Annotated in this window: 25 protein-coding genes; 5 read left to right on the top strand and 20 right to left on the bottom strand. The window is 67.3% G+C overall.

Annotated features, from left to right (window positions below):
- The first annotated feature begins 17 nt into the window (after positions 1-17).
- The gene (locus tag J4O73_RS08075) at positions 18-281 is read left to right on the top strand and encodes a hypothetical protein (RefSeq protein ID WP_426216264.1); all 264 of its coding nucleotides are present in this window, start codon (positions 18-20) and stop codon (positions 279-281) included.
- A gap of 32 nt (positions 282-313) precedes the next feature.
- Here J4O73_RS08075 and J4O73_RS08070 read toward each other — a convergent pair whose 3' ends face one another.
- The 5 genes from J4O73_RS08070 to J4O73_RS08050 all read right to left on the bottom strand — a co-directional run bounded on the left by J4O73_RS08070 (position 314) and on the right by J4O73_RS08050 (position 8,036).
- On the bottom strand, positions 314-1,801 hold the full coding sequence (locus tag J4O73_RS08070; RefSeq protein ID WP_426216262.1) for a PAS domain-containing protein: 1,488 nt from the start codon (positions 1,799-1,801) through the stop codon (positions 314-316).
- 171 nt (positions 1,802-1,972) lie between these two features.
- Positions 1,973-2,449 (bottom strand): hypothetical protein, encoded by a 477-nt coding sequence (locus J4O73_RS08065; protein ID WP_426216260.1) that lies wholly within the window; start codon positions 2,447-2,449, stop codon positions 1,973-1,975.
- A gap of 453 nt (positions 2,450-2,902) precedes the next feature.
- Positions 2,903-3,244: a hypothetical protein gene (locus tag J4O73_RS08060; protein ID WP_426216258.1), complete on the bottom strand. Its 342-nt coding sequence runs from the start codon at positions 3,242-3,244 to the stop codon at positions 2,903-2,905.
- 292 nt (positions 3,245-3,536) lie between these two features.
- Entirely contained in the window at positions 3,537-3,959 is a 423-nt protein-coding gene (locus tag J4O73_RS08055) for a class I adenylate-forming enzyme family protein (protein WP_426216257.1), read from the bottom strand.
- Between the two features lie 234 nt (positions 3,960-4,193).
- Positions 4,194-8,036, bottom strand: a complete 3,843-nt coding sequence (locus J4O73_RS08050) for an autotransporter outer membrane beta-barrel domain-containing protein (RefSeq protein WP_426216255.1) — start codon at positions 8,034-8,036, stop codon at positions 4,194-4,196.
- Positions 8,037-8,948: 912 nt separating this feature from the next.
- On the opposite strand from J4O73_RS08050, the gene J4O73_RS08045 reads away from it, so the two are divergent.
- The 3 genes from J4O73_RS08045 to J4O73_RS08035 are packed head-to-tail and all read left to right on the top strand — an operon-like array spanning position 8,949 to position 9,961.
- Entirely contained in the window at positions 8,949-9,179 is a 231-nt protein-coding gene (locus tag J4O73_RS08045) for a hypothetical protein (RefSeq protein WP_426216253.1), read from the top strand.
- A gap of 25 nt (positions 9,180-9,204) precedes the next feature.
- A complete protein-coding gene (locus J4O73_RS08040) occupies positions 9,205-9,585 on the top strand; it encodes a hypothetical protein (RefSeq protein WP_426216251.1) in 381 nt (126 codons plus the stop codon).
- 19 nt (positions 9,586-9,604) lie between these two features.
- Positions 9,605-9,961, top strand: a complete 357-nt coding sequence (locus tag J4O73_RS08035; RefSeq protein ID WP_426216249.1) for a hypothetical protein — start codon at positions 9,605-9,607, stop codon at positions 9,959-9,961.
- A 3-nt stretch (positions 9,962-9,964) separates the two neighbouring features.
- Here the strand turns inward: J4O73_RS08035 and J4O73_RS08030 are convergent, their stop codons facing one another.
- From J4O73_RS08030 to J4O73_RS07965, 14 genes are all read right to left on the bottom strand, one after another.
- Positions 9,965-10,588, bottom strand: coding sequence for a response regulator (locus J4O73_RS08030; protein ID WP_426216860.1), 624 nt, complete (start codon positions 10,586-10,588; stop codon positions 9,965-9,967).
- A 59-nt stretch (positions 10,589-10,647) separates the two neighbouring features.
- Positions 10,648-11,163 carry an MxaH protein gene (locus J4O73_RS08025; protein ID WP_426216248.1) on the bottom strand — a complete coding sequence of 172 codons (516 nt, stop codon included), beginning with the start codon at positions 11,161-11,163 and terminating at the stop codon, positions 10,648-10,650.
- On the bottom strand, positions 11,160-12,101 hold the full coding sequence (locus J4O73_RS08020) for a YncE family protein (RefSeq protein WP_426216247.1): 942 nt from the start codon (positions 12,099-12,101) through the stop codon (positions 11,160-11,162). The genes J4O73_RS08025 and J4O73_RS08020 overlap by 4 nt, the downstream gene beginning before the upstream one ends.
- A complete protein-coding gene (locus J4O73_RS08015; RefSeq protein ID WP_426216245.1) occupies positions 12,098-12,643 on the bottom strand; it encodes an SRPBCC family protein in 546 nt (181 codons plus the stop codon). The genes J4O73_RS08020 and J4O73_RS08015 overlap by 4 nt, the downstream gene beginning before the upstream one ends.
- Positions 12,643-13,647, bottom strand: a complete 1,005-nt coding sequence (locus J4O73_RS08010) for a vWA domain-containing protein (protein WP_426216243.1) — start codon at positions 13,645-13,647, stop codon at positions 12,643-12,645. Before J4O73_RS08010 ends, J4O73_RS08015 begins: the two co-directional genes overlap by 1 nt.
- Entirely contained in the window at positions 13,644-14,273 is a 630-nt protein-coding gene (locus J4O73_RS08005) for an MxaK protein (RefSeq protein ID WP_426216241.1), read from the bottom strand. Before J4O73_RS08005 ends, J4O73_RS08010 begins: the two co-directional genes overlap by 4 nt.
- Positions 14,270-15,313 (bottom strand): vWA domain-containing protein, encoded by a 1,044-nt coding sequence (locus J4O73_RS08000; protein ID WP_426216240.1) that lies wholly within the window; start codon positions 15,311-15,313, stop codon positions 14,270-14,272. The genes J4O73_RS08005 and J4O73_RS08000 overlap by 4 nt, the downstream gene beginning before the upstream one ends.
- 1 nt (position 15,314) lies before the next feature.
- Positions 15,315-16,208 (bottom strand): nonribosomal peptide synthetase MxaA, encoded by an 894-nt coding sequence (locus J4O73_RS07995; RefSeq protein ID WP_426216238.1) that lies wholly within the window; start codon positions 16,206-16,208, stop codon positions 15,315-15,317.
- A 1-nt stretch (position 16,209) separates the two neighbouring features.
- Entirely contained in the window at positions 16,210-17,067 is an 858-nt protein-coding gene (locus J4O73_RS07990) for a DUF58 domain-containing protein (RefSeq protein WP_426216236.1), read from the bottom strand.
- Positions 17,064-18,095: an AAA family ATPase gene (locus J4O73_RS07985; protein WP_426216234.1), complete on the bottom strand. Its 1,032-nt coding sequence runs from the start codon at positions 18,093-18,095 to the stop codon at positions 17,064-17,066. Before J4O73_RS07985 ends, J4O73_RS07990 begins: the two co-directional genes overlap by 4 nt.
- Positions 18,096-18,217: 122 nt before the next feature.
- On the bottom strand, positions 18,218-18,511 hold the full coding sequence (locus J4O73_RS07980) for a methanol dehydrogenase [cytochrome c] subunit (RefSeq protein WP_426216232.1): 294 nt from the start codon (positions 18,509-18,511) through the stop codon (positions 18,218-18,220).
- A gap of 83 nt (positions 18,512-18,594) precedes the next feature.
- Complete coding sequence (moxG, locus tag J4O73_RS07975; protein ID WP_426216230.1) at positions 18,595-19,191, bottom strand: cytochrome c(L), periplasmic; 597 nt, start codon at positions 19,189-19,191, stop codon at positions 18,595-18,597.
- 45 nt (positions 19,192-19,236) lie between these two features.
- A complete protein-coding gene (gene moxJ / locus J4O73_RS07970; protein WP_426216228.1) occupies positions 19,237-20,151 on the bottom strand; it encodes a methanol oxidation system protein MoxJ in 915 nt (304 codons plus the stop codon).
- An 89-nt stretch (positions 20,152-20,240) separates the two neighbouring features.
- Positions 20,241-22,130 carry a methanol/ethanol family PQQ-dependent dehydrogenase gene (locus tag J4O73_RS07965; RefSeq protein WP_426216226.1) on the bottom strand — a complete coding sequence of 630 codons (1,890 nt, stop codon included), beginning with the start codon at positions 22,128-22,130 and terminating at the stop codon, positions 20,241-20,243.
- Between the two features lie 335 nt (positions 22,131-22,465).
- Between J4O73_RS07965 and J4O73_RS07960 the strand changes: the two genes are divergently transcribed.
- Positions 22,466-23,284 (top strand): trypsin-like peptidase domain-containing protein, encoded by an 819-nt coding sequence (locus tag J4O73_RS07960; protein ID WP_426216224.1) that lies wholly within the window; start codon positions 22,466-22,468, stop codon positions 23,282-23,284.
- A gap of 45 nt (positions 23,285-23,329) precedes the next feature.
- On the opposite strand, the gene J4O73_RS07955 is transcribed toward J4O73_RS07960, so the two are convergent.
- Positions 23,330-25,087, bottom strand: coding sequence for a glycosyltransferase (locus tag J4O73_RS07955; protein ID WP_426216222.1), 1,758 nt, complete (start codon positions 25,085-25,087; stop codon positions 23,330-23,332).
- Positions 25,088-25,091 lie beyond the last annotated feature (4 nt).

Below are 25,091 nucleotides of genomic sequence, written 5' to 3'. Positions count from 1 at the left end.
GAGCGGTGAGGCGTACGGTGAGTGCTGACCACGACTTTGCAGCGCGGCGCTTGGAGTACGGCCGCAGGACGCGTGTCAGGCGGATCGCCGGCTCGCTGCAGGTTGCGACGGGCATCCTCGCCGTCTTCCTCCTGTTCGCGGTCGTGGGCGTGCTCGGCAGTGAACGGGTCGACAATGTGACGGTCCTCGCTGCGTCCGTCCTGCTCCTGTGGTTCGCGGGAAGCGGCCCTGCCGTTTGGCTCGCCGAGCAGATCGAGGCGTGGCTCTCGAGCCCGCTCTGATGCATCGACGAGAAACGAGGGCACGCACGCGGTCACAGGGTCGGTGAGCGCACCTCCGGATCGGGGCTCGCCACGGGCGCGATGGCGGTAAAGACGAGGCCTTCGGGGCGGAAATCGACATCGACCCGCCCACCGATTTCCGTGGCCAGGACGCGCTTGAGCAGTTGCGTGCCGAAGCTCGTCTGACGCGGTGGACTGACCGGGGGACCTCCGCGCTCCCGCCAGACCACATGCAGGAGCGGATGCCCGGCCTCGCCCGTGATGCTCCACGTGATTTCGACGACGCCGGTGGCGTTGGACAGCGCCCCGTACTTGCTCGCGTTGGTGGCCAGTTCGTGCAGGGCCAGGGCATAGGCGACGACGACCTGCGGAGGCAGGCGCAGGTCCGGTCCCGCAAGATCGAACCGGGCGGCGTCCTCGACGCCGAAGGGTGCGAGCGAGCGCCTGACCAGATCCTGCATCGAAACGCTGCCGAAATCCTCGGTGATGAGGAGGGTGTTGGCAGCCGCCATGGCTTGGATGCGCGCCGTCAACGTCGCGGCAGCGTCCTCGACCGAGGCGGCGCGCCGCATGGTCTGTGAAACGATGGCGCTGAGCGAAGCCAGCGTGTTCTGCACGCGATGATGCAGTTCGCGAGTCAGGAGCGCGCGCTGGCTCTGCACGGCCCTGCGCTCGGTGATGTCCTGCGAGGTCCCCGTGATCAGGAGCGGCGTCCCGTCCGCACGGTAATGCGCTTTCCCTCTGATCTGGACCCACCGCTCCTGACCGGCGGGGGTCGTCAGACGGTACTCAGCGTCGAGGAGCGACCGGTTCGCGATCGCCTGCGCGATGGCATCCCGCTGGATCGCCCGGTCCTCCGGATGGATCGAAGCCTGCAATTCCTCGAGGCTCAGCGGATCACCGGGCTGGCGTCCGCAGATCGCCTTGCAGCTGTCGGAGACCGTCAGGTGTCCCGTGTCGAGGTCGATGCTCCAGCTCCCGAGTTGCCCCGCTTCCAGCGCGAAACGCAGCCGCTCCTCGCTGGCCAGCAAATCGGCGTTGCGCCGCCCAACCTCGGCTTCCAGGACATCCCGGTCACGCTGGAGGCGAACGAGGCGCTCGCGCTCCAGCGTGACGTCGAACTGCGAGGCGAAGAAATACGTGAGTTGGCCGTCATCCCCGAACACAGGCGAGACGAGGAGGCGATTCCAGAAGGTCGAGCCGTCCTTCTTGTAGTTCAGAAGGTCGAGTTCGATCGGCGTCCGGCTCTCGATCGCCTCCCTCAGGCGCGCGACGTCGAGGCAGTCGGTCTCCGGCCCCTGCAGGAATCGGCAGTTCCGGCCGAGGATCTCCTCCCGGCCGTAGCCCGTGAGCCGAGCGAAGGCCGCATTCGCGAACACGATCGGATTGTCGTCCCGGCGCGGATCGGTGATCAGCATCGGCATGCGCGTGGCGCGAACGGCCGATGAGAAGGGGTCCGGCCCAGCGCCCGCTCGCGTCAATTCGCGAATGATACGGGCCTCTTCCTTGAAGTCCGGCACCTCGAATGTCCTAGCCTAAGGGGTCTTCCGGTCGCGCCGATATATCCCGGGAGAGGCCGGCCAAGAAAGGCACGACGTCCGAACGCGTGTTGAGACCGTCGCCCGTGTTGAGCAGATCTCATGTGTGGGACCGCCTTTCGACGGCCCCACAGCCTGATCAGGCCGTACCGATCAAGCCGGGAGCGACCACTTCTCGGCGTCGGCAGGCTTCTGCTTGTAGATGGCGCCTGCGAAGTCGATATGGAGTTCGCTCCATGCGCCTTGTCCTTGGCGCGCCAGCACCTCGAAGTGCTTGGGCTTGCGGCGCGGCTCGCCGTGGGACTCCCAACCTGCTTTTCGCGCCGCCGCGAGAACGACGTTTGCGTCGGCCGGGGCGTCCGCATGCCGATGGCCTGGGGCGTGGTTCGGCTTCTTGTGCTCGACCTCTACGGGCTCGCGCCCGGCGGTCTCGATCCTCGTGACCTTGATTTCGGAGGGCCGACGTTCGCCTTCCAGACTCACGGCCAAGCCCGGTGAGAGCGGGAAGGCCTGTGCCCCCTTCGGACCGAGATCGGCCAGATGGGTCTGCCCCTCGGCCTCCAAGGTGAAGCGGTGCGCGAAGACGTGCTTGATGATGCCCGAGAGGGCCGTGGTGTCGTGGTGCGGCATGATCTTCTCCGTAGAGCGCCCAACCGCAGGCGCAGTCCGGAGATCGGAAGGGAAGCCATCGTTTTCAAGACGATCCGGCACCCGCTCACAACACGATCGATTGAACGGCCATGGCATCGCCGCGCGGCAAGAAACTGTACAAGCCGTTCTCGTCGCGAATGGCCATATCGAGTTCCGCCCCCGCCAGGACGAGGACGATGGAGACCCACAGCCAGGGCAGGAACGCCGCGACGGGTGGCCTAGACGACGGTGGTCGAGCCGTCCCATGTCATGGGTGGCGCTCCGAAGGGGCGGATCGGAGAAGGGTGACGACGCCGGTTGACGGCGTCAGGCGGCGTCCTGCTCGGGCAGATCCTTGAGCGTGCGGCGCGCCACGATGCCCAGTGTCGAGCCCAGGACGAGCCGTCCGCGGAGAGCGACGGGACGTCACCCCGCCGCAGAAGCGCGTGTCGATCAGCGGCGCATGTCTTTGGGCAGGTGCTCGATCGGGTCGGTCCTTCCGCCCTGGTCCTTGCTTTGAACCGCACCCTCCGACTGCATCACGTCCGTCGAGGATTGGATCGCGCTAGGCGGAGCGACCTGTCCGGTCGACTGGTCTCGCGGCGCGGCGCCGCTGCCCTTCACGGTCGACGTCCCGGGCGGGAGGGTGCCGGCCGTGGGCTGGTCGATGGCGCTGCCCGCCGACTGAGCGGCGGCCGGGCCTGTCAGGGTGATGGCCCCCGGAAAGAGGGCGATGAGGCCGGTGAACAGGATGGCCTTGGTACGACCGGAGCCGAAACGACGATGCGTGGTCACCAAGATACTTCGCTCCCTCTCCTCCGGGCACGGGATGGTCGTGCGGTGTTGGAAGTCATCCCCGAGCGGCTTGGTTCCTGGCTCGGCGACGGGCGATCCCCCGGCTGGCGACGTTCGAACGGTCGGAGGCCGCGACGTGGTCAAACCCCGAGCCGCTCCCGTCGATGGATTCCCGGCCGTCTTTGCGAGCGCAGCGAAGCAACCCAAGGAGGCGCACCGTTCTGAAGCGTCCCGCTGCCCTGGATGGCTTCGCTAACGCTCGCAAAGACGGAGGCACGTGAGCATCATCACTTTACTGTCGACCAGCAAGGTCGCGAAGGACCTTCCGGTTGACCTTGCCAACGGCATTCAGCGGCAGTGTCTCCACGGGACGAATCCGGGCGGGGATGTAGATGCGGGCGAGCGAGGCCCGCACGAAATCCTGCAGGCCGGGCTCGTCGAGGCCCGCCCCGTCGCGCAGCACCACGAAGGCCACGGGCACCTCGCCGAGATCGGCATCGGGGGCGCCCACCACGCAGCAATCGCGGATGGTGGGATGGATGGCGAGGTGCCGCTCGATCAGAGCCGGCGAGATGTTCTCGCCGCCCCGGATGATCACGTCCTTGATCCGGCCGGTAATGGCGAGATAGCCGTCCGCGTCGAAACTGCCGAGATCGCCGGTGTGCAGCCAACCGTTCTTGACCGGCTTCTCGTCGCTGCCGAGATAGCCCGCCATCAGGGCGGGGCCGGCGATGCGAATCTCGCCTTCGCGCCCCGGCGATCATGGACGGAGGCTCGCTTCACAGTCTTGCGCCAGATCGAAACTTTAGACGACCTGACGTTATGACGTGATCCTTCTAGAATATTGCTGTTTTATGATAATCTGCAGGAACCGGACAGACAGAATGACTTGCCCGGTTCTCGCTCGTCCAAACCTCTCTCTACCCTCGTGCGCTTCCGCCGATACTGATCAGAAGGCGTAGCGCACCCCGCCGCGCACGGCCTGGATCGTGTCGGTGGAGGCAAGCTCTGCGTCGTAAGCGATAAAGCCTTGAAGGCGCGGAGCGAACTCCATGCCGAGACCCGCCGAGACGAGGGCGCGGTCCCGGTCGAGCCGACGTCCGGTGACGAGGAACGGCACGGTCGGCGCGAGGGTGAAGCTCGTGCTGATCGTCCGGTTCACATCCGCGAAGTCGTGGACGTAGGCCGCCTTCACCCAGAGCGAAACGGGCTTGCCTGCGACGGCCGTGGCCGTCTCGATCCGTCCGCCGACCAGCGTCCGCGCGGACAGGAAGTCCTTGCCCGCGACAGTCAGGTCGAACAGGCCGCCGCCGGTTTCGCGCACCCGATCCTGGCTGAAGGTGTTCACCTGATAGCCGACGAGGGGGACGATCTGCGTCGCGGTGGCGACGGGCACCCGGTAGCCGAGTTCACCTGCCGCGATGAACTGGTCGCCGCCGATATCACCCTGGGCGCCGCCGGGCTGGAGTTGCTGCAGGCCGAGGGAGCGGTTCACGCGGCCCTCGGCGCGGGCATAGCCCAGAGCGCCGTTGGCGTAGAACGCGCCGTCCGTGTAGCCGCCGTAGACACCGACCTGCGCATTGTCGACATGCGCCCGCTCGCCGGTGCGCCGGAGCGAGACGTCGACGGAGCCGTAGCCCACCGCGACGCCGACCACCGTGCTCGTGGTCGGATGCATGTCGATGCCCGCCGCCATGCCCGCGACGGTCTCGCTACGCCCCGCCGCGTTGGCGGTGGAGTCGACATGCCCGAACTGGCCATAGCCCGTCGCCCACACGCCGTAGCCGCGGTTCACTTCGACGAAGCGCGGCGCAGGCACCGGCCCACGGGCGGGCAAGTCGGCAGCGTAGACCGCCGGAGGCAGGACGAAGCCGGTCGATCCCGCCTCGCTCCCCGCCGCGTAGGCGCGGGCCATCATCTGGCTGCCGAAGGCGCGGCCGGAGCGGAGCACGGGATCCGCCACGGAGGCGTAGCCCTGGCCCGAGAGCCGGTCGAGGGTCGCGGCATTCTGTGCGTCGCTCTGATTGTCGAGCACCGTGAGCGCGGCTCGGTTGCCGGCAAGCAGCGTATCGACGCCGCGTGCCACGCTGCGCTGGTTGTCGGTACGGGCGACGAGGGCAAAGCTCTGCTGCGCGAGGGTGACCGTCGTGGCGTTGCCATTCGAGGCCAGGGCCGCGGCGAGGAGCGTCGGAATCCCCGTCGCGGACACCGAGGTGAAGGCCCCCGTCGTCGAACCGGCGGATAGGACGGTGTAGGTGGTGCCCGGCGCGTAGGTGCCTGCGGCTCCGTTCAGGACGAGGGCACCGTTGAGCTGCGCCTGACCGGTCACGGCCACCTTTGCGTTGGCGCCCGGCGCCACTGCGATGGCAAGGGTGCCGCCCGGCGCTTGCGTGTAGTTGCCCGCGACGGTCAGCGTTCCGTAGGGCGCAGCGGCGCTCCCCGGCGCAACGGTGCCCGCGTTGGTCACTGCGCCGGTGATCGTGCCCGTTCCGCCGAGCGTCGCGCCCGCCGCGACCTGCGTCGCCGCGTTCAGCGCGGAGTTCACGGTGAGGGTGCCGCCGGCCACGGTCGCGCCGCCGGAGACGTTCTGGGTCGTGCCCGAGGCCAGGGTCCAGGCGCCGTCGGTCTGCGTGAAGGTGGAGAAGCCGACCACGTTGCTCGCGAGCGTCCCAGTCCCCGTGAGAAGAAGGGCGTTCGTGCCGCGCCCCGTCGCCGTGATCGCGCCGCCGACCACCGATCCGGTGCCGAGGGTGACGCTGTTGCGGCTGGTGGCGATGTCGGCGAAGGTGATCGCCCCGCTGATCGTGCCGGTATTGGTCAGGGTCTGGTTGCCCATCCCGTAGATGAGGTTGCCGTTGATCGTGCCGCTGTTGACGGTGGTGGAGTTGCGCCGGTTGGCGGTGGTGGTGCTCTGCGGATCCGCGTCCGTGAAGCGGACATCGCCGGTGATGGTCCCGCTATTGGTCAGGGAGGCGTTACCCGCGCCATAGACGACGATGGCCTGCGCGCCCGAAGAGGCCGCGATCGTCCCGGCATTGGTGATCGTGAAGCTCTTCGCCCGGCCCTGGATCGCCCGGACATTGGTGCCCGCGGCGGTGATGCGCCCACCCGCTTGGTTGGTGACGGTGAGCGCGGCGACGTCGTCGTCGGAATCGATCGCCGCCACGGCGGCCGTGCCGGTACTGCCTGCCGCGCGTGTGGCGGAGAGGGTGCCCGCGTTGGTGACGCTTAGGGAGGCGATGTTTTCGCCCGCATAGACGCCGCGCGAGATGCCGATACCGTTCTCGGTCACCGCGATGGTGCCGTTGTTCACGACCGCCACGTTGGCGAAATCCGCCCCCGTCGAATTGGACAGGACGCCGTAGACGCGGTTGGCCGCCGTGTTGGCACGACCCGCCGCACCGGTTCCGGTGATGGTGCCGTTGTTCACCAGGGTCGTGTTCGAGCCGGAGAGGTTCACCGTCTTGGCGAGGGTGTTGTTCACCGTCAGCTGCGCGCCGGAACCCGTCACTTGGATCACGCCGCCGATTGTCTGCTGCGAGCCCGCCGCGAGGGTCAGATTGCCACCGGCGACGGTCAGGTTGCCGGACAGGGCCACGACCGAGTTCGACCCCAGCGTCCAGGCGGTGCCTGCTCCGGTCTGTGTGAGGCTGGTGAAGCCGGAAAGGCTGTTGGCGAAGGTGCCGGTGCCCGAGAGGTTCAGCGCGTTGGTCCCGAGGCCTTGCGCCGTGATCGCCCCACCGACCGTCGAGCCGGTGCCGAGGTTCACGGTGTTGACCGTCGTGGCGACGTCGAGGAAGCTGATGCCCCCCGAAATGGTGCCGGTGTTGGTGACGGTCTGGTTGCCGCCACCGAAGGACACGTTGCCGTTGATGATGCCGGCATTGGTGAGCGTGCCGGATCGGCGCAGGTTCACGACCGTCGCCGCGGTCTGAAGGTCCTGATCCGTATTGCGGACATCACCGTTGATGACGCCCGTCGCCGTGTTGGTGATGACCGTATTGTAGGCGCGCGGTGTCGTCGCATCTCCCGCATTGCCGGCATTGAGCGCGAAGGTCGCTATCGCGGCACCGCCCGCAGTGGTGTTGCTGATCGTACCGCTGTTGTTGATCTCATACTGGGCGGCTCGCCCGCTAAAGGCTCGGCTGTTCGTACCGCTGGCGGAGATACGTCCGTTGGCCGCGTTGTTCACGACGAGCCGGTCGGTGTCGTCGTCGGAATCGACTGCCGCCACGGCGTTCGTGCTCGCGGTCGCAGTGCTGCCGCGTGCCGCAGAGATCAGCCCCGTGTTGTTGATGGTGAACAGCGTCGTGTTCTCGCCGGAATAGATGCCGCGCGCGATACCGTTGCCGTTCTGCGTGACCGAGATGGATCCGCTATTGGTGACGGTGGTGCTTGCGTACTGGCTTCCGTTCGGCGCGCTGGAATAAACGCCGTAGACCCGGGTCGCCGTGTTGCCGGCAGGGGCAGTGAGAGTGATCGACCCGCTATTGTTGAGGGTCGAGAGATCACCCGCGATGTTCACGCCATAATTATCGCGGTTCTGCGACGCGGGATTGGTAATCGTACCCGCATTGTTGATGGTGCTCGACCCGTTCACGCGAACATTGGTGAAGCTCGGGTTGTTACCGGCGCTGGTCTGCGTCGCCGCAACGGTGGCGTCGGGGGTGATGGCGACGGTCAGGGCATTCACACCAGCCGGAGCGATGAAGGCCGCCGATGGGCCCGAGCAGGTCACCGTCTGACCGGCTGTGGGCGTCCCTGGGGCGCAGGCCGCTTCAGCGCTTGTCACGTGCGCTCCGGCGACGAAGGCAGCCCAGGCCGGCACGCCGGCAAGAAGCGAGCGGCGCAATCCGCCGATGCCCGAACTGATCACGATGCGTCCCCCGATTTATCAGTTGGCCGCTTATGACGCGGCAGCGCGTCCTTGCGCGCAATCGATTGCTAAATTGCCAAGCAGATCCCGGTCAAACTGTTGTTGCAATGATTCCCGATGCTTCACTCACGGTCCGGGAACATGTTGCAATATAGATACTTTTAGATGACGTGGCGCCAAAACTACCCAATGTCGATCGGGATTTTAAAGAAAATACAAGCCTGACCATTCGGCAAGTCTGGCCGGGAGTTTCAGGCATGAGCCGGATGGGGTGTCGAACCGGGTCGGCTCTGTCGGCGAGACGGCGCTCAGTCTGGGCGAACTCTGAGCTGCAACGACGATGCGTATGGAGACGCAGCGGTCTCGCGCGCCGATTTTCTGGACAGGGGGCGCGGCAGCTTTCGATGGCAACGCCTCCTGCGAGCCTTCTGAGGCCCAAAGCAGATCAGCGCCCTCTTTATGAGATTTTTAAAGAGGACAATCGGAAGCTTTGCTTGGCAATGTACCGCACTCGAAATTGTCGGTTGTCATAAGCAAAATTTCAGCGCCGCAATCCTTGACGTCATGTGCCTGATCAAGGGACGTTGAACGGTAGATCAGGCGTACGATGGATCGATGGGCTCCAACACGAGCAAGGCAGACTTTCTCCTCGAACAGTCTTCCTGAGCTTCGGTGTGGTCCGGCCATTCAGGATCCACCGACCAAAACGTCGGCGCGATCGGCGCCACGTCCTTCATTCACGGGCAGGCAGTCGCGATGATAAGGCTCTCGTTCGCTCTCGTCTTCTGCTGGGCCATGGGGTCCGCGCCCGCTTGGGCGCGCTTGACGATGGACGACCTCGCCTCGCTCTGGCCGCGGGCCTCGATGTCCGACAAGATCGACTTCACCAACCGCATGGGCAAGGCGATGGTCGCGCTCTCGCCGGACCTCACCCGCGAGTATTTCATGCGCTGCCTGGAGGAGACGGCCAATATCGGCGACACCAGGAACCTGACCCTGAGCGATATGGTCCGCACCTGCATCTCGCTGCACGCCCAGCCTTCCAGCGAAGAGCCGTGATGGCGCCTTGCGGCGGAGATCGGCGATGAGGTGGGCGGTGTTCCTCCTCGCCCCCGCGGCGTTTCTGATCGCCCGACACGCGCTGGCGAACGACGCCGCCCTCGCAACTCCCGATCCCGAGATCGTGCGTAGCGCCACCGCCGCGATCGGGAGGCAGCTCGGCAGCGCCGATGCCAGGGTGAGCGGCTTGCGGACGGGCCGGGGCGGTGTCCTGTGCGGGAGCGTCGATGTCCGCAACCGGATGGGCACCTATACCGGCCCGCGGCCCTTCGTCTTCGACCCCGCGACGGGCGTAGCCGGGCGGCTTCCGGAAGGCCCGGAGCTGCGTCATCCGTCCAGCATGGCCGAATACCAGGCCTTGGACCAGGCAAGGGCTCACTTCGTTGCCCATTGTACCGGTCTGTAATTCAGAGAAAGATCATCCCATGCGGTTTCACGCTCTGCTTCTGGCGACGGCTTGGCTCGTCGCGGCCTCACCGATCGCGCAGGGCCAGGAGGCTGGCGATATCCCAGCGGAGAAGCGCAACGCCGCCAAGCTCGCCGGCCTCGTCGGCTTCGTGAACGTCCATTGCAGCGCTCTCAAATCGGACGCGGAACGCTTCAAGAGCGCGATCCGGTCGATGGGAGTCGATCCTGCGGAGATCGATCGTGACGCGCTGATGCTGCAGGCCCGCGCCTACCTCGCCGCCTACGAGAAGGATGTCCCGGCAAACTGCGAAAAGGCCGTTGAGCTGTTCGGCCAGAAGGGCCGGATCATTCCGGGAATCTTCCTCCCACGGTGACGTTCAGCCTGTTCGTGCGCCGGACTGGTCCAGGGCGATGTGGATGAGCTCGGCGAGGCTGCCCGCGCCGAGCTTGACCCGCATGACGGCGGCCGTGCTGACGACGCTGCGGTAATTCAGGGTCAGGATCCGGGCGATCTCCGTATAGGTTTTGCCCTTGCCGAGCAGCGACAGGATCTGAAGCTCCCTTGCGTTGAGGCGCGCGAGCGGCGAGCGGTCGGGCGCGAGATCGAGCATCGCGATGCCGGTCGCGATGGTGTGCGGCAGGTATCCCCGGCCCGTCCGGACGGCCTCGAGGGCTTCGAGGAAGACCTCGACGGAAGAGTCCTTCATCACGAAGCCCAGCGCTCCGGCTTGAACGGTGCGGGCGGCGATGACGGGGTCATCATACATGCTGAAGGCCAGGATGCGGGTTGCCGGTTCCAGAGCCTTGATCCGCCGGATCAGCGAAAGGCCGGACAGCCCATCCTCCCCCAGCGACAAGTCCGCTATGACGAGGCCCGGCCGATGCCGGTGGAAGATCCTATAGGCGGAGACGACATCGCCCGCCTCGTACACCTGCCCGATCTCGTCCATTTCGGCGAGTTGCCGGAATCCCTGGAGCACGACCGGATGATCGTCGACCATCAGGATGCCCTCGCGCGAACGGGAGGCGGTCCGGGGTGGGGCGATGTCGAAGCCGACGCTCACGGCGTGCTCCGTGTCAGAGGCCGCACCTCGTTCGCGGAGAGTTCGGCAAGCGCCGCCGCGTGCTCCACGCCGCGTGTGCGAATGTTGAAATAATGCTGGCACATCTCGCCGTAGAGGCTCTTGTGGCGACCCCGGGCGGCAGCGACGCGGCCGAGCCCGTCGAGGATCGTGCCGTAGGCCTCGCCCTTGCCGACCTCACTCAGCATCTGGCCGAGTTGCACGGTGCGGTTGGCGATCATCCGGCGGTCCTCGACGAAACCCTCTGCGGCTCGGGCGAGGCTCGCGCGCATCGCCTGAACCTGCGGCGTGTCGAGGGCCAGAGGGCGCCCCGCCTCGCGGCCCGCGAGCCAGCGGCCGGGATCGGTGCCGTCGCTGTGCGTGAGCCAGGCGGGCAGATCCGTCTCCGAGGTTCGGGCCACTACCGCCTGATCGGCATTTGCCTCCTCGTCGCGGCGGTTGCAGGCGGTGAGCGGGACCAAGAGCGCGAGGGTCGACAGCAGGAGAGACCTCATCGTGCCGCCTCCGGGGATGCGATCCGCGCTACGGCGACGGTTCGCGGACCCTCGGCCACCGGGAGTCGGCGCGTTTCCTTCAACGCGGCGAGGTCGATGACGGAGACATCATCGGAAAACCAGTTGGCGACGTAGGCGAAGCCGCCGAGGATCGCCACCCCTTCCGGATACCGGCCAACGGGAACCGTGGCGGCGACGGCGAGCGCCCCGGTATCGATCACCGAGACGGTCGCGGCGTGCTGGTTGGTGACGAGCACCTGTCCCCCGCCGGGGGCGATGGCGACGCCGTAGGGGGCTGTGCCCACGGGGATCGTCGTCAGCACCCGCCCCCCCGCCGTGTCGATGACCGTGACGTCGTTGCTGCGGACGTTCGCGACGTAGAGCCGGGCAAGACTGGGATCGTAGGCCAGGGCGAAGGGGCCGTCGCCCACCGGCAGGTCGGCGACGCGTCGCTGCGTGCGCGTGTCGATCACCCCGACCGAGCGTCCCTCCCGTTCGGCGACGTAGAGGCGCCCGGGCTCACCGAGAACGAGGGCGGCGGGGTCCGGTCCGACCGGGATCGTGCCCTCGACGGCCCCGGTCGCAGGGGAGAGGCACAGCACCCGGTTGCCCGACCAGTCGCCGACATAGAGACGGCTTCCATCCGGCTCGACGGCGAGGCCAAAGGCTTGGGCCTGCACGGGCAGCCGGTGGACTGTGCCGTCCGGCTCGATCATCGAGATCGAGCGTCCGTCCGGGTGGCTGGCGTAGAGCCTCCCTCGCCCATCTGCGGCCACGACCGCCGGCGAGGCGGGGACGGTGAAAGACCCGGCGACGGCCTCGCCCTCGATCCGCGTGAGCCGCGCGCCCTGCTGGCTCGCTACGACCACGATCTGCCCGGTTGCAGGCCCTGCCATCAGCAGGATCAGGGAGGTGAGGATGGACCGACAGGCGGTCATGGCGTGCCCTTGCCCTCCAGCTTCGCCTTCAGGCCCTTCAGTCCGTCGCCGAAGTAGCGGTTCATCGCTTCGCGCCCGGCCTCGTCGCTGAGGGTGTCCGGCGGCTCGTTACCCGTGTCGCCGCGGTAGAAGCGACCCATCCACTCGACCTTGGATCCGTCGCCATCCGGGGTCACGGTCAGGGTAGCCGAGTAGGAGGAGACCGGCAGGGCCGTAAGGTCTGGGTCGGACATCCGGTAGGAATAGGTCCGCTCCGGCCCCTTCCACTCGTCGAGACCCTCGGTGAGCGTCCCGCCGGACTTGAGCGTCACCTTGCGCGTCGCGCCCTCGGCGTTGCCGCCGGTCGCCTCGGCCTTGGCCACGTCCGGATGCCAGGAGCCGATCCCGCCGAAATCGCCGACGACCTTCCACACGGCGTCGGGCGACGCCTTGATCGTCACCGTCTGAGCAATCTTTTGAGGCGTCGGGCCGTGCGCCAAGGCGGGACCTGTGGCGCAGGCCAGGAACAATGCTGCAAGGACGCGACGCGACAACCGGACCATCAAAGACTCTCCGAGGGGGACAGACGACGCGGAAGGCGGCGGCGCAGGTCGGCCGCCTTGCCGGCGCCCAGGGTGACGAGCACCAGGGCAAGGGCTACGCCCCCCAGGAAGGGGCGCGGATCGAGGGAGCCCGGCAACGGCCGGGGCGTTGCGGCAGCGCGCACCGGTCCTTCGAGATCGCCGGGACCATCGAGATGGGCGTAGGCGAGGCCGGTCGCCGCTGCGAGGCGCTTCAGGTAGGGCTCGCGGACCGAGGAGAGGTGCTCGGTGCCCTGCGCGGCAGCCGAGCCGAAGGGGGCGTTGCGCGGGTTATAGCCTTCCCGCGTTTCCGCGTCGGCGGGGGGCGGGCCGAAGCGATTCTCCTGAGGCACGTCGGCCTCACCGTAGAAGCCCTTTTCCCGCCCGCGATCATCGTAGCGGGGGATCGGCGAGAGGGCGTATCCACCCGCGCCGACGATAAGGCCGCGCACCGCCCCCGGCTTACCTTCGAACACGGGCGGCTCTCCGCCGGGCAAGGGCGGCGATTCCTGGCCATCGGTGACGAAGACGAGATCGGTGCCGAGCCCGGAGGCCATGTCGATCGCCCGGTAGAGCCCGGCCGCGACGCGGCTGTCGCCCTCCCAGGCCATGCGCCAGTCGAGGGAGGCCAGGGCGCCGTCGAGGGGGGCGAAGTCCCCGCAGGTCTCGATGGGCTCGAACAGGAGGAACGGTCGCCGCTCGGTGAACAGGCCGAGGGCCACCCGCGAACCGCAGGGCAGCCCGGCCACGAGTTGCCGCAGCGCGATCTTCGCCCGATCGAGCCGACTTTCGGGAAGGCCGTCGCGGGCATAGTCGCGGACATTCATCGAGCCGGTGATGTCGATCACCGCCAGGATCTTGGCCCCCGTCCGCGTGAAGGGCAGGGTCGGCACGACCAGGGCGGTGCAAACGAGCGCCAGCGCCAGAACACGCGTTAGAAAGCGCCATGAGCGAAGGTTGCGGGCGAGTGGCAGGGCGGCGGTCACGGGCCGCCCTTCGGTTGTCCGGGGATGTCGGTCCAGATCTTCTTGGGCTCGACGCGCAACTCATCGCCTTCACCCCGGCTCAATTCCGGGTAGTCGCGGATCAGGCGGGACGCGACGTCGAGGTTGAACTTCGCGTCCCAGAATTCCGGCATGGCAGACAGGGCTCGACGGTAATCCTGGCGGGCCAGCGTCACCTGCGGCCCGGCCTTGTCCAGTTCGCCCCGGGAGAGCAGGCCGAAGGCCGCTCGCATCCGGGCGTTGGCGATCTGGTAGCGGGCGCGGGCGATCACCCCGGACTCGCCGATGGCATCAAGGGCGGAGAGCAGCGGCTCGGCCTCCTCCCAGCGTCCGCGCGCGGCCAAAAATCCCACCCGCGCTGCGAGGACCAAAGCCGGGGCATCGGCCGTCACGGCCACGTCCCGCCCGCCTTCGAGGGCGGCGATGGTGCCGTTCGCCTGTTCCTGGCGCCACGCCTGGAGACCGAAGACCGCAGCGAGCCCGAGAAGCAGGATGGGCAGCGCAACGATGATGTGCGGACGCAGGTGGCGCCACCCCCGTCCCGCTCGCGAGAAGGGGGAGAAAGAGAGCGCGGCCGAGCCGCTGTGCGTCTCCGAAAGGCCGATCATGCCGCCCTCCGCAGGCGCGCGTCCACCGCTGGGCGCCCGGCCCGGCGGCGTGCCGACATGTCCGCCTCGACGAGCGCCGCCAGGGCGAGCACGGCGAGGCTGAGAGCGGCGAGGCCGTACGCCCAGCCGGTGAGATCGCGGCGGGGGCGGACCTCCGTGTAGGGAATCGGATCACGCTCCAGAGCCTCGATCTGCGCGATGGCGTCGGCCACCGCCTGCGGCCCCTCGGCCTCGAAGGCCCGGTAGGGAATGCGGAGGCTCCTGAAGAACAGGTCGAGGTGGCGCTCCGGGGCGGCCTGGGGCGTATCCTCTCCCTCCGGCCGGTCCTGGATCGACGGGGAGCCCTTGGTCCGCAGGAATAGCCAGTACAGGTTCGGCCGGATCTTCGCGAAGTCGGCCCGGAGCTGGTCCTGTACCCGCGGGTCGATCACCGCCGCGCCGTCCGAGATGAACAGCAGCACCCGGGAGATGCCGCTATCCGTGCCGAACTGCGAGAGCGCCATGGCGAGGCCGCGGGCGACGTTGGTGTAGTCGAGCCCCGGCCGGTCGATCGCCGCGATCGCCGCCCGCACGGCCTCGTGCCGGTCGGTCATCGGCAGGACGAGCATGGGTGCCGTCGAGAAGGCCGTGACGGCGAACAGATCGTGCTCCCGTTCGCCGACAAAACCCGCGAGCAGGCGCCGGGAGGCCGCAGCCTTGGATTCCTCTGCCCCCGAGGGCTGCCGCCCGGCGAAGGTCTCGTTCATGCTGCCCGAGCGGTCGATCAGCATCGAGACCTGCGCGCCGATGCCGATCCGCGTCACCCGCTCGCCGACCCGGTAGGGCTCCGCCAACCCAAGCACCAGACCGGCGATGGTGAAGACCCCGGCGAGGGTGAGCGTGGTACCGATCCATCGGGATAGTGCATCCGGTGGGGCCGCCGCGATCGCGGGCACCGCATGCCTCCGCCGCCCCGTCGCAACGAAGGGCAGGAGGGCCAGCGGCAGGAGCCAGAGCGCGAGAGGCATGGCGAAGCCGAAGAGGGCGAGGCGCGCGCTCATCTCACGCCCTCCGCTCGGAGGCGGCGAGGCGGCGTGCGACCGCCTGTAGCGCAGCCCAGGGCCAGAGCTCCCGCGCCTCGTTGATCTCCCGCCCGAAGAAAGCCCGGCGCGACGCTTCGAAGAAGCGCGCCAGCGCCTCGCCCTCGCCCCGGAAGATGGGGTGCCTGTCGAGGAAACCTGGGAGGTCGTCTGCGAGCAGCCGCCGCCCGTCGGTCTCGTCCAGGCCGCGATGGATCAGGCGCAGGGCCTCGCGGTAGCTGTCCTCCCCTGCCCCGGAAAGCTTGCGCAGGCGCCGGACGGCTTGAGCAAACGGACGGCTCCGGCGGCGGCCGAGCCAGGCCCGGTCCCAGGCCAGCAGCGCAAGAGCGGGCAGCGCGAGCCCGGCGAAACCGAGGGCCGCCATTGCGGCGGGCTCCGGGTCGACGCGGCGGGCTCGGCCGTCCGGCTGGAGATAGTCGGCCGGGTCGTCGCGCTTCTCCGGTTGCACCTCCCTCAAAGGGGAGACGCCGAAGGTCCAGGCGGGAATCTCGGCCTGCGCCGTCGTGGTGCCGCCGGGGGTCTCATCGGCGAGCGCTACGGCAAATCCCGGCACTTCGAGCCGCCGCGCATCGAGGGCGGCGTAGAAGCTCTGATAGGTCAGGCGTAGGCTCAAGCCCCCCGCGATCCGCTCGACGACGACGTCGCGCAGATCGAGCCAGTAGGTTACGGGGCCGGGGCGCGGCAGCGAGGCCTGCTGAACGGTGGTGCCGGGTTCGAGGGCGATATCGACCCGAGCATGCAGGAGGTCGCCGAGGACATATCCGAAGCCACGGGGCACCCGCACTTCGACGGAGCGCACCTGAGCCATGGCCACGCCGGTCTGGAGCACGAGAAGCAGGACCGAGAGGACGCGCATCTCAGTTTGCCAACAGGTGGCGGCTGAGCGCCTGGGCGTCGAACCGGTCGACCAGGGCGAAAGGCCGGCGTGCTCCGGACGCGGTCGCTGCGGCGGTCAGCGCCTCGCGACGCTCCCGCTCCCGGGCGATCCAGCGGCGTCTCAAGGAAGGCCGCAGGAACACGAGCCGTCGGCCAGCGCCTTCGAGATCCTCCAGTTCGGCGAGTCCCCATTCGGGCAGTCCCTCGTCCTCGGCGCTGTCGGCCAGGAGGACCGGCACCACGTCATGGAGCGCCAGCGCCTCGAGGACCCGGCGGATCAGGTCCGGAGGCCAGCGGAAATCCGAGACGAGGAAGACAATCCGGGGCCGCCCGAACAGCAAGCGGGTTGCCTCGATGAGCCCTTCGGGACTGCCCGCCGCGCAGCGAGCTCCGGACACCTTGCCGGCCATGGCCAGGGCGGCGCTGCGGTGGCGGGTCGCCATCAGCGTCAGGTCGGCGCGGATGGTCGCGTCGCAGCCGATCAGCCCGAACCCGTCGCCGATGCGGGTCGCGGAGGCGGCGAGCCCCGCGCAGAGTTCGCCCGCCAAAGCCATCCGGTCGGCTACACCGCGGTAGCGCATCGAGGCGGAGAGATCGACCAGCGCCCAGATCTCGATCGGCACCCGTGCCTCGAAGCGGCGGACATGCACGCCTTCGAACGGGTCTCGCAGGGTCGCGCGCAGGTCGATCCGCCTCGCGTCCGGCAGGGTGAGGAAAGGGACTTGATCCCGGAACGTGCCGAGACCGCCGCCATCCCGTCCGCGATGCGCGCCTGGACGGCTTCCCCGGGGTCGCCAGCGCGGCAGGTAGAGGATGTCGGCCGAGGGGGGCTCGCTCATGGGGCGGGCACCGTGTCGAACACCGCCCGGCAAAGGGCCGGCACGATCTCGGCTCGGCGCAACTCATGCACCGGCTCCAGGAAGATGCGGTGGGCCATGATCTCGGGGAAGATCGCCCGGATATCCTCGGGCACGAGCCAAGCTCGACCTTCCAGCCACGCGCGGACCCGGGCGGCCCGGACCAGGAAGGCGAGACCCCGGGGTGAGGCGCCTCCTTGGACGAGGCGCCCCATATCGAGATCCGCCAAGCGGATGCCAGCCTCGGCCGGGCGCAAAAGCGCGTCCCACAGGGCGACGACATAGGCTTCGATTTCCGGCGCGGCCTCGACCGCATGCTGGATTGCCCCCGCGATCCCGCCGATCCCGGCATGGTCGAGAACGCCCGGCGCAACCTCCGCGATCAGCCGGTCGGTGTCGTGGAAGCGTGGATCGAAGGCCAGCGCCCGCCGGGCTTCGGCCTCTCGCGGCGCCTCCATCCCGATCTCCATCAGGAAGCGGTCCCGGGCGGCGGCGGGGAGTTCGAAGGTCTCCTCCCGCTCGACCCGGTTGCGGTCGGCGAAGACCTGGAGGTGGGGGAAGCGCCATTCCCGCTCGAAAGCCGTCACGGTGCGCTCGGCCATCAGGCGCAGCAGAAGGGCGTGGACCTGAGGTCTGGCGCGGTTGATCTCGTTGAAGAAGAAGATCGAAAGGTCTTCGGCCTGCCGCAAGACCGGGCCCGGCTCGATCCGCGGCCGTCCGTCCTCACCGAGGAAGGTGTGGTAGATCAGGTCGGTCGGCATCATGTCGACCGTGCCCTCGACGCGCTCGTAGGCGCCTCCGAGCGCCCGGGCGACGGCTCGCAGCAGGGTGGTCTTGCCGACGCCGACATCGCCTTCCAGCATCACGTGGCCACGGGCGAAGATCGCAATGGTCACGAGGCGGATCGCGCGGGCTTGGCCCACCACCGCCTTGGCGACCTCGGCCTCGAAGCGTCCGGCCGCCTCCCGCCAGTCTGTCAGCATCGCGTCGCCGGGGCGCGGAAGGTTCATGGGGGGCTCGAAGGATTTCGGACGGATTCATCAAGCACCGCCGTCATCGTGAACGGGGTGAAGCAATGACAACGCGGGTTCGCGGGGATGCCGGGGCGATGCACTCCGGCATCCCATGACACTCAGTTCACAGAGATCTTGGCTACGTCGTATTCGAACTTGCCGGTTTTCTTGGCGTTCTCGATGCGCTTCTTGTTGCGCTCTTCCATCGCCTTGATGGAATCGGCCTGCTTCGAGAGTTCCTTGGGGTCGTGCTTCGGGTCGTACTTCGAACCCGCGACCTTCTCGGGGAAGCCGGGCTTCGGCTCCCAGCAATTGCCGGGTGCCTTGCACTTCTGCCCGTCATAGGCCGAGGCCGGGCCCGCGAGCAGGGCCGCACCGGCGACCAGCGCCGCCATCATCACCGTCTTGCGCATCTCAGGTCTCCTCGTTTTCTCCCCAGGGCGGCCTTGAGGGCCGTTCGCTCGCCCCTTGCCGGGACGTCGCTCCGCGCGGACGCTCACTCCAGCGGCTTGCACTGGCCGGGGGCGCCCTTGGCGAAGGTCTCGCCTTCCTTGAATGGCGTGTAGTTCTTCTTCTGCTCATCGGTGAGCCACGCCGCATCCTTGACCGGACCGGTGTAGAGATGCCGGATCCAGGCAATGACCTGCAGCATTTCGTCGGGGTTCAGGTCCTCATTGTGGGGGCCCATCATGCCGTTGGCACCGCCCCACAGGGTCGAGAACAAGCCGACATCTTCCGTATTGGCCGGATAGGTCCAATAATTGTCGTTGAGGCCGGGGCCGACCTTGCCTTCGGCAAGGTGTCCGTGACAGCCCGAGCAGGAGGTCAGGAACAGGCTCTCGCCGTTACGCAAGCAGGACTTGTCATCGATGTAGATGTTCTGACCCGTTTGGAAAAATGTCTTCACCGCTTGGGTGTCGCGGCCGCCGGGTTTGCCTTCGTGGGTGTCCATTGCCTCGCCAGTGATGACGTTGCGGAAGACGATGCCGCTTTGGACGCCCGCCTGGGGCTGCGCCAGCACCGCCCCCGCCAGCACGGCCGTGCCGAGGCCGAGGGCGGCCGTGATTGTCAGAAGTCGCGTCGATCCGGTCATCCGAAGATTTCGCATTTTTGGTGTGTTGAGGAATGGAGGCGCAGTTCAGTTGGTCGCGATGACCGGCACGCCGTCCTGCTTCAGGATGGCGTCGACCTGCGGTTTCGCCTTGGCGATCGCGGTGTCGAGAGCCTCGCGGAGCGCAGTGTCGTCCTTGCGCACGCCCATGGCTTGGTCGAAGGCCTGGGGCATCTTGCGGCCGTCGCTGCTCACCGTGTCGTTCGGCACGGGGTTCATCCGCAGAGGGACCGTCGAGTCCTTGACGTAGCGGGCGATATCCGGGCCGAAGGCGACACCGACGGCAGCCTTGCCGTTGGCCACCTCGCTGACGAGGCGTGCGGGATCGATCTGCGTGTATTGATTGCGCGGCGCGCGGAAGTTCACCAGCGAGTAGAGGTAGGCCATATCCTCTTCGTAGCGGCCGATATCCTTGAGCATCGCCTCACCGGGAGAGCCGAACGGTACGACCATGTGGTCGATCGTCTTCAGGCGTGGGTCGGACCAGGACTTGATGTCGAGGTCGCCATCGGCGCGGGTGAGGAAGACATAGCCGCTGCGGTAATAGGGCTTCGTCGTCAGCACCCGTGGGTCGTCGCTGTCGAGGCCGACGACCACGTCGCACAGCTTCTTCTCCAGGCCATCACGGACGAGGTAGATCGCGGGCTTGGCGATCCAGACGAAGACCGGCTTCCGGCCCATCGCCTCGGCGACGGCGGTGGCGATACGGTTCTCCAGGCCCGAGCCGTCCCGCATGGACAGGGGCGGTTGCTTCTCGGACGCGCAGATCCGCAGCGTCGAGGGGTCCGCCGGGGGCGCCGCTGGGAGCTTGGGCGCGTCACTCCGGTCGGCCTGCGCCTCGGATTCCTGCGCGAATGAAACGGTGCTGAGCGGCATGGCCGCCAGTGTTAGGAGGGCGGCGGCACAGGTCGCCGCGCGCAAGGGCCCGCTGAGGAACAGCATGAGTTCCGATCCCTGATGTCGTGTTTTGAGTGTCGGCGCGTCGGGAAGGGGTCCCGCCGGCCCGGAGGCCGACGGGGACGTCGCGTGGCCTACTTCGCGGCTGCCTGCTGGTACTCGCCGACATTCGGGTCGTCGTAGGGACCCTTGCCGTCGAGGGAGAACACGATCACCCCGCCGCCCATTTGGGTGTAGTTGGCGAGCTTCTTGAACGCGCCGACCGCGCCGAGACCGGCCGTCGGATCCTGCAGGTCGAACACCAGGCCTACGCCCGGCCAGCCGCCGACGCCGTAGTTGATGGCGACGTACTGAGTGCCTTTGTGCGTGTAGGTGATCGGGTAACCGATCGCGCCCGAGGGAAGCTTGAACTTCCAGAGCAGATCGCCGTTGTCCGAGTCACGGGCCTTGATGAAGCCGTCGAGGGTTCCGTAGAGCACGATATTACCGGCTGTCGCCGTCGTGCCGCCCCAGACCGCGAAGCGCTCCATCTTCTCCCAGTTGAACTTGCCGGTGATGGCGTTGTAGCTCTTGATCTGGCCGAGACCTTCGTAGTTCTGCCGATCACCCTTCGGGCCTGGATACATGTTCAGCGTTGCGCCGACGAAGAACTGACCCGCACGGTAGGGCAGCATGAAGGGCTCCCAATCCATGCAGATGTGGTTGATGCCCATGAAGAAGGCTTCACGCTTCGGATCATAGGAATCGTGACCCTGGTTGTGATAGCCCATCGCGGAGGGACAGATGTCCTTGGCGAGGTGGTCCATCCGGGTGCCGTATTCCGGGTCGCGTACCGGCGTGCCGGTCTTCAGATCCACCGACTTGAACACGTTGACCGTGTCGTCGATCTTGTTGGCCGAGACGAGCGAGCCGTCCGTCCGGTCGAGGGTGTAGACGATGCCGTTGCGGTCCGGATGGGTGAGGAGCTTCCTCATCTTCCCATCCTTGTCCTTCTGCTCGGACAGCATCATCACGTTGACGCCGGCATAGTCCCACTCGTCGTGAGGCGTCTTCTGGTAGCCGAAATGGGCCTGACCGGTATCGGCATCGCGGCCGAAGATCGTCATGGTCCACTTGTTGTCGCCCGGACGCATGGTCTCGTTCCACGGCGCCGGGTTGCCGGTGCCGAAGTAGATCATGTTCGTCCCGGGATCGTAGGCATACCAACCCCAGTTGGTGCCGCCGCCGATCTTCCAGGCATCACCTTCCCAGGTCGTCGTGCCGAGGTTCTTCTGGCCGTAATGGGCGTTCTTGATGTTGAAGTCGTCGGCGAGCAACAGATCCTGGTCCGGACCCGTCGCGTAGGCGCGCCACACCTGGGCACCGGTCTTGACGTCGTAGGCCGTCAGGTAGCCGCGCACGCCGAGCTCGGCGCCCGAGGAGCCGATGATCACCTTGTCCTTCACGACGTAGGGGGCGATCGTCAGCGTCGAGCCGACCTTGATGTCGGAGTTCTCGACCTTCCACACGGTCTCGCCGGTATTGGCGTTCAGCGCCGCCACGTTGCCATCGAGCAGCGTCTTGAGGATCAACGGAGGAGTCTTGCCGTCACCGGGCCAGTAGGCCAACCCACGGTTGACGAGATCACAGCAGGCGACCGAACGCGCGGCCGGGTTCTGCTTCGGCTTGTCCTGCCAGAGGATATGGCCCGGATCGTTCAGATCGAGGGCGAAGGTGTAGTTCGGGAACGAAGTGTGGATGTACATCTTGCCATCCACGACCAAGGGGGCCCCCTCGTGGCCGTTGAGCAGGCCGGTCGAGAACGTCCAGGCCGGCTTCAGTTGCTTGACGTTGGTCTTGTTGACCTGCGTCAGGTCGCTGAAATTGTTCGAGTCGTAGTTCTTGCCGGGCATCACCCAGTTGTCGTCGCTCTTCGACATCTCGACGAGCTTGTCGTTGGCGCTGGCGCCTCCCGCCAGACCGGCCGGTGTGGCCAGGGCCAAGGCCAGGATCGACACCGACCGTGAAAGCCTTCCCAATCTCATTGTGCATCTCCTCGCCGAGCCGCCGCGCCTTCAGGCCTCGCGGCAGATGTTTGTGCGATGCGAGACAAACACAAAGTCCATCTCATCGGTTATTCGTCGAATGCAAGAACTTGCCCGCGCAAGTTTCTTATAAAAGACTTATTACAACCGCGATCGCTTGTTATTTTTACAGAGAGACTTCAGGAATTGTCTCTAGGATGTCGGTTATTTGTTGGCGGGATAAATCGGCAATAGAGGGCAGATAGGATGGAATGCACCAGAACTGCTTGACGGCGGCGGGGCGCATGCCCAACCATTGATCCCTTCACCGGCAGCGCGGTCGTGGCGGGGGCGAGATGGGACACGGGCAAGCTTGGCACCGGTGGACCCGAACCCTCCCCTTTCTGGGTGTCGCCCTGCTCGGACTCTCCGGTGTCTCGAAAAGCGAGCCGCGGCTGGCCGCTCTCTATCCAAAGGACGGACGACGCGATCTCACCGGCGCCGATCTCGACCGCTACAAGGGCGCGGGCGTCCTGTGGTGCCGCCGGCCGGACGGGGTGCCACGGCGGGCGGCCGCGGCGTGGCTGATCGCCGAGCCCACGATCGTCGTTCTCAACGCTCACAACTTCCGTAGCCGTCGCCTGGAGACGACGCGGCAGGTGTCGGACTGTTACTTTCAGATCGCGGGCCGCAACTATGAGTTCGTGCCCGACAGCCTCCAACTCGGGACAGCCCCGGGTGCGACTGCCCTGCACATCACCGACGACTGGGCGATCCTGCGCCTGGCGACTCCAACGGATGTCACCCCCCAGCCGCTGCCGCCGCCCCCCGGCCTCCCGACGGGAGACGTGTCCCTTTCGGTGACCATGGTGTCTCCCGCTGGCCACGAGAACTACCGGGGCGAGAGCAGCCTGGAGCACTGCACCGTCCGTCGCATCGATCCCCCGGGCGAGGACGGCATCCGTCGCATCCGTCACGACTGCAACGACGGTTATGGCGGATCTGGATCGGGGCTGTTCGACGAAGGCGGCCGGCTGATCGCCATGCAGAGCGCGTCCTCCGTGATGAACGCCAAGCACGCGTTCGATCCCGAATTCCACTATGGCTCCGCTTTACTGTTCGAAGGGCAGCTCGTTGACGCGCTGAAGTCTCTCACACAGCACCGGCGAGAGTGAGGGGGCCTTTCAGAGTAATGCTCCGGGCGCATTCCCAACTCATCGTCACGCGATGACGGACGATTCCCCGGCGACGCGCCGCATGTCCTCCAGAATCCGCTCGGCGGCTGCCGCTGCGGACAGGTGAGAGGTGTCGATGAGCGGAAGACCGAGTTCATCCGCCAAGCGCCGGTATGTCTGAACACGTTCGGCACTCATGCGCTCGCGTGCGTGGACATCCCCGCGTGCGATCATGCGCGCCACGGTCGTCGGCCGATCCGCCCAGCACATGACCGTGTACGGGTATGGCGCCCAGCCGGCGCGGTAGGTGGGCGAGAGAAGTTGGGACGCGGTGAACCAGTGGCGATCGAAGACCACGGGGCCGTCGGGAGCGTGTCGCAGGGCAAGCGCCACGGCCGCATGTGCGACGGCATCGGCCAGGGCGTGCTCGCCCCGCTCGGCCAGCAGAACCATGAGGCCGCCGATCTGACCACCGAAGGGGTTGAGGACCGTCGCCCCAATGCGCTGCGCGACCTCGCGGGCGATGCTGGACTTGCCGGAACCATCGAGCCCATCGAGGACGAGCGCGATGCGCGGGGCCTGCTCGGCCTTCTCCTGCGCCCGACTTCGCGTCGAGGGATAGGGGCGCCCCTCGCGGCGTCCATGTTCGAGGTAGTGCAGGATGCCCTGCCACGGGCGCCCGAACAGAGCCGCGAGATCCGCGTGGAGATGGATGTATCCGAGAGGATCGAAGTCCCCCGGAGCGGGCCCGTGCTCGACCGCGAGGTCTCCGATGCGTTTGGTTGCCCAGGCCGGACCGGTCCCGTCGGCGAGCCCGTCGCGGATCGCTGCCAGGAGATCGGCCGTGTAGGCCTCCCAGGTGAAGCTGCGGATGCGGGCGCGCCCGGCGCGTGCGCATCGGGCGGCTCGTTCGGGATCGGCGCGCAAGCTTCGGACGGCCGCTGCGATGGCCGGGCCCGTGGCCGTAGCGAGGACCTGCGCGGTAACATCGTGCTCGGCGAAGGCCAGGGTGCCGTGCAGGGTGGTGACGAGGGGCGTTCCACTGGCCATGGCTTCTGCGGCGGGGTTGCACCAGCCCGCCTGAGGCTCGGCGCTGCAGAACACGTCGAGGCCGGCGTAGAAGGCGGCAAGGTCCTCTCCGAACAGGGGGCCGTGCCGAACGATCCGCCCCGATGCCAGGAGGTCGTCCGGCGGCGCCGGCTCGCGGGGGTCGGGTCGGCCGAACCAGTGGAGCTCCCAATCGTCACCGAGGGCGCGCAGGGCACCGATCAAGGCGACCGGATTCTTATTCGCGATGGCGCCGAGGCGGTTTCGCCCGGTGTTGGGAGGCCGGACCACGGGAGGCGCGAACAGAGTCGCGTCGACACCGCCCAAGACTCGGCGGAACGGACGGCCGAACGCTTCGAGATCCGCCTCCGGCCAATGCGCATTGTTGACGAGGATCAGATCGGGCTCGAAAGCCTGCGTCACGCGCTCATAAGCGTCACGACGGCCGGGGCCGTTCAGAAAATGCTGGACGCGTAGGCCCAGGCGTGGATGGCGCAGGGTCGCGAAGCGCGCCACGACGGCGTCGGGAAAGCCGCCACCCGGGACCATGACGGCATCCCAGTTCTCGTTCAGTGCGGCTTCGCGAGACAAGGACCGGAGCGCACTCGCGAAGCCGGCTGGCCGGTCCTCGCCCCCCTCGCCGAGCATCAGGAAAGCGAGTTCGCCGCCCCAGCGTGCCAGGACCTGCCCGACGCGCTCGAACCGCATCAATCCCCCTGTCAGGGCCAGATGATCGCAGGCAACCAACAGGCGCATCACG

This window comes from Methylobacterium sp. NFXW15 (assembly GCF_049887755.1).
Lineage (GTDB): Bacteria > Pseudomonadota > Alphaproteobacteria > Rhizobiales > Beijerinckiaceae > Methylobacterium.
The sequence above is the reverse complement of the archived record's forward strand: the minus strand, read 5'-3'. Positions and strand labels throughout refer to the sequence as shown.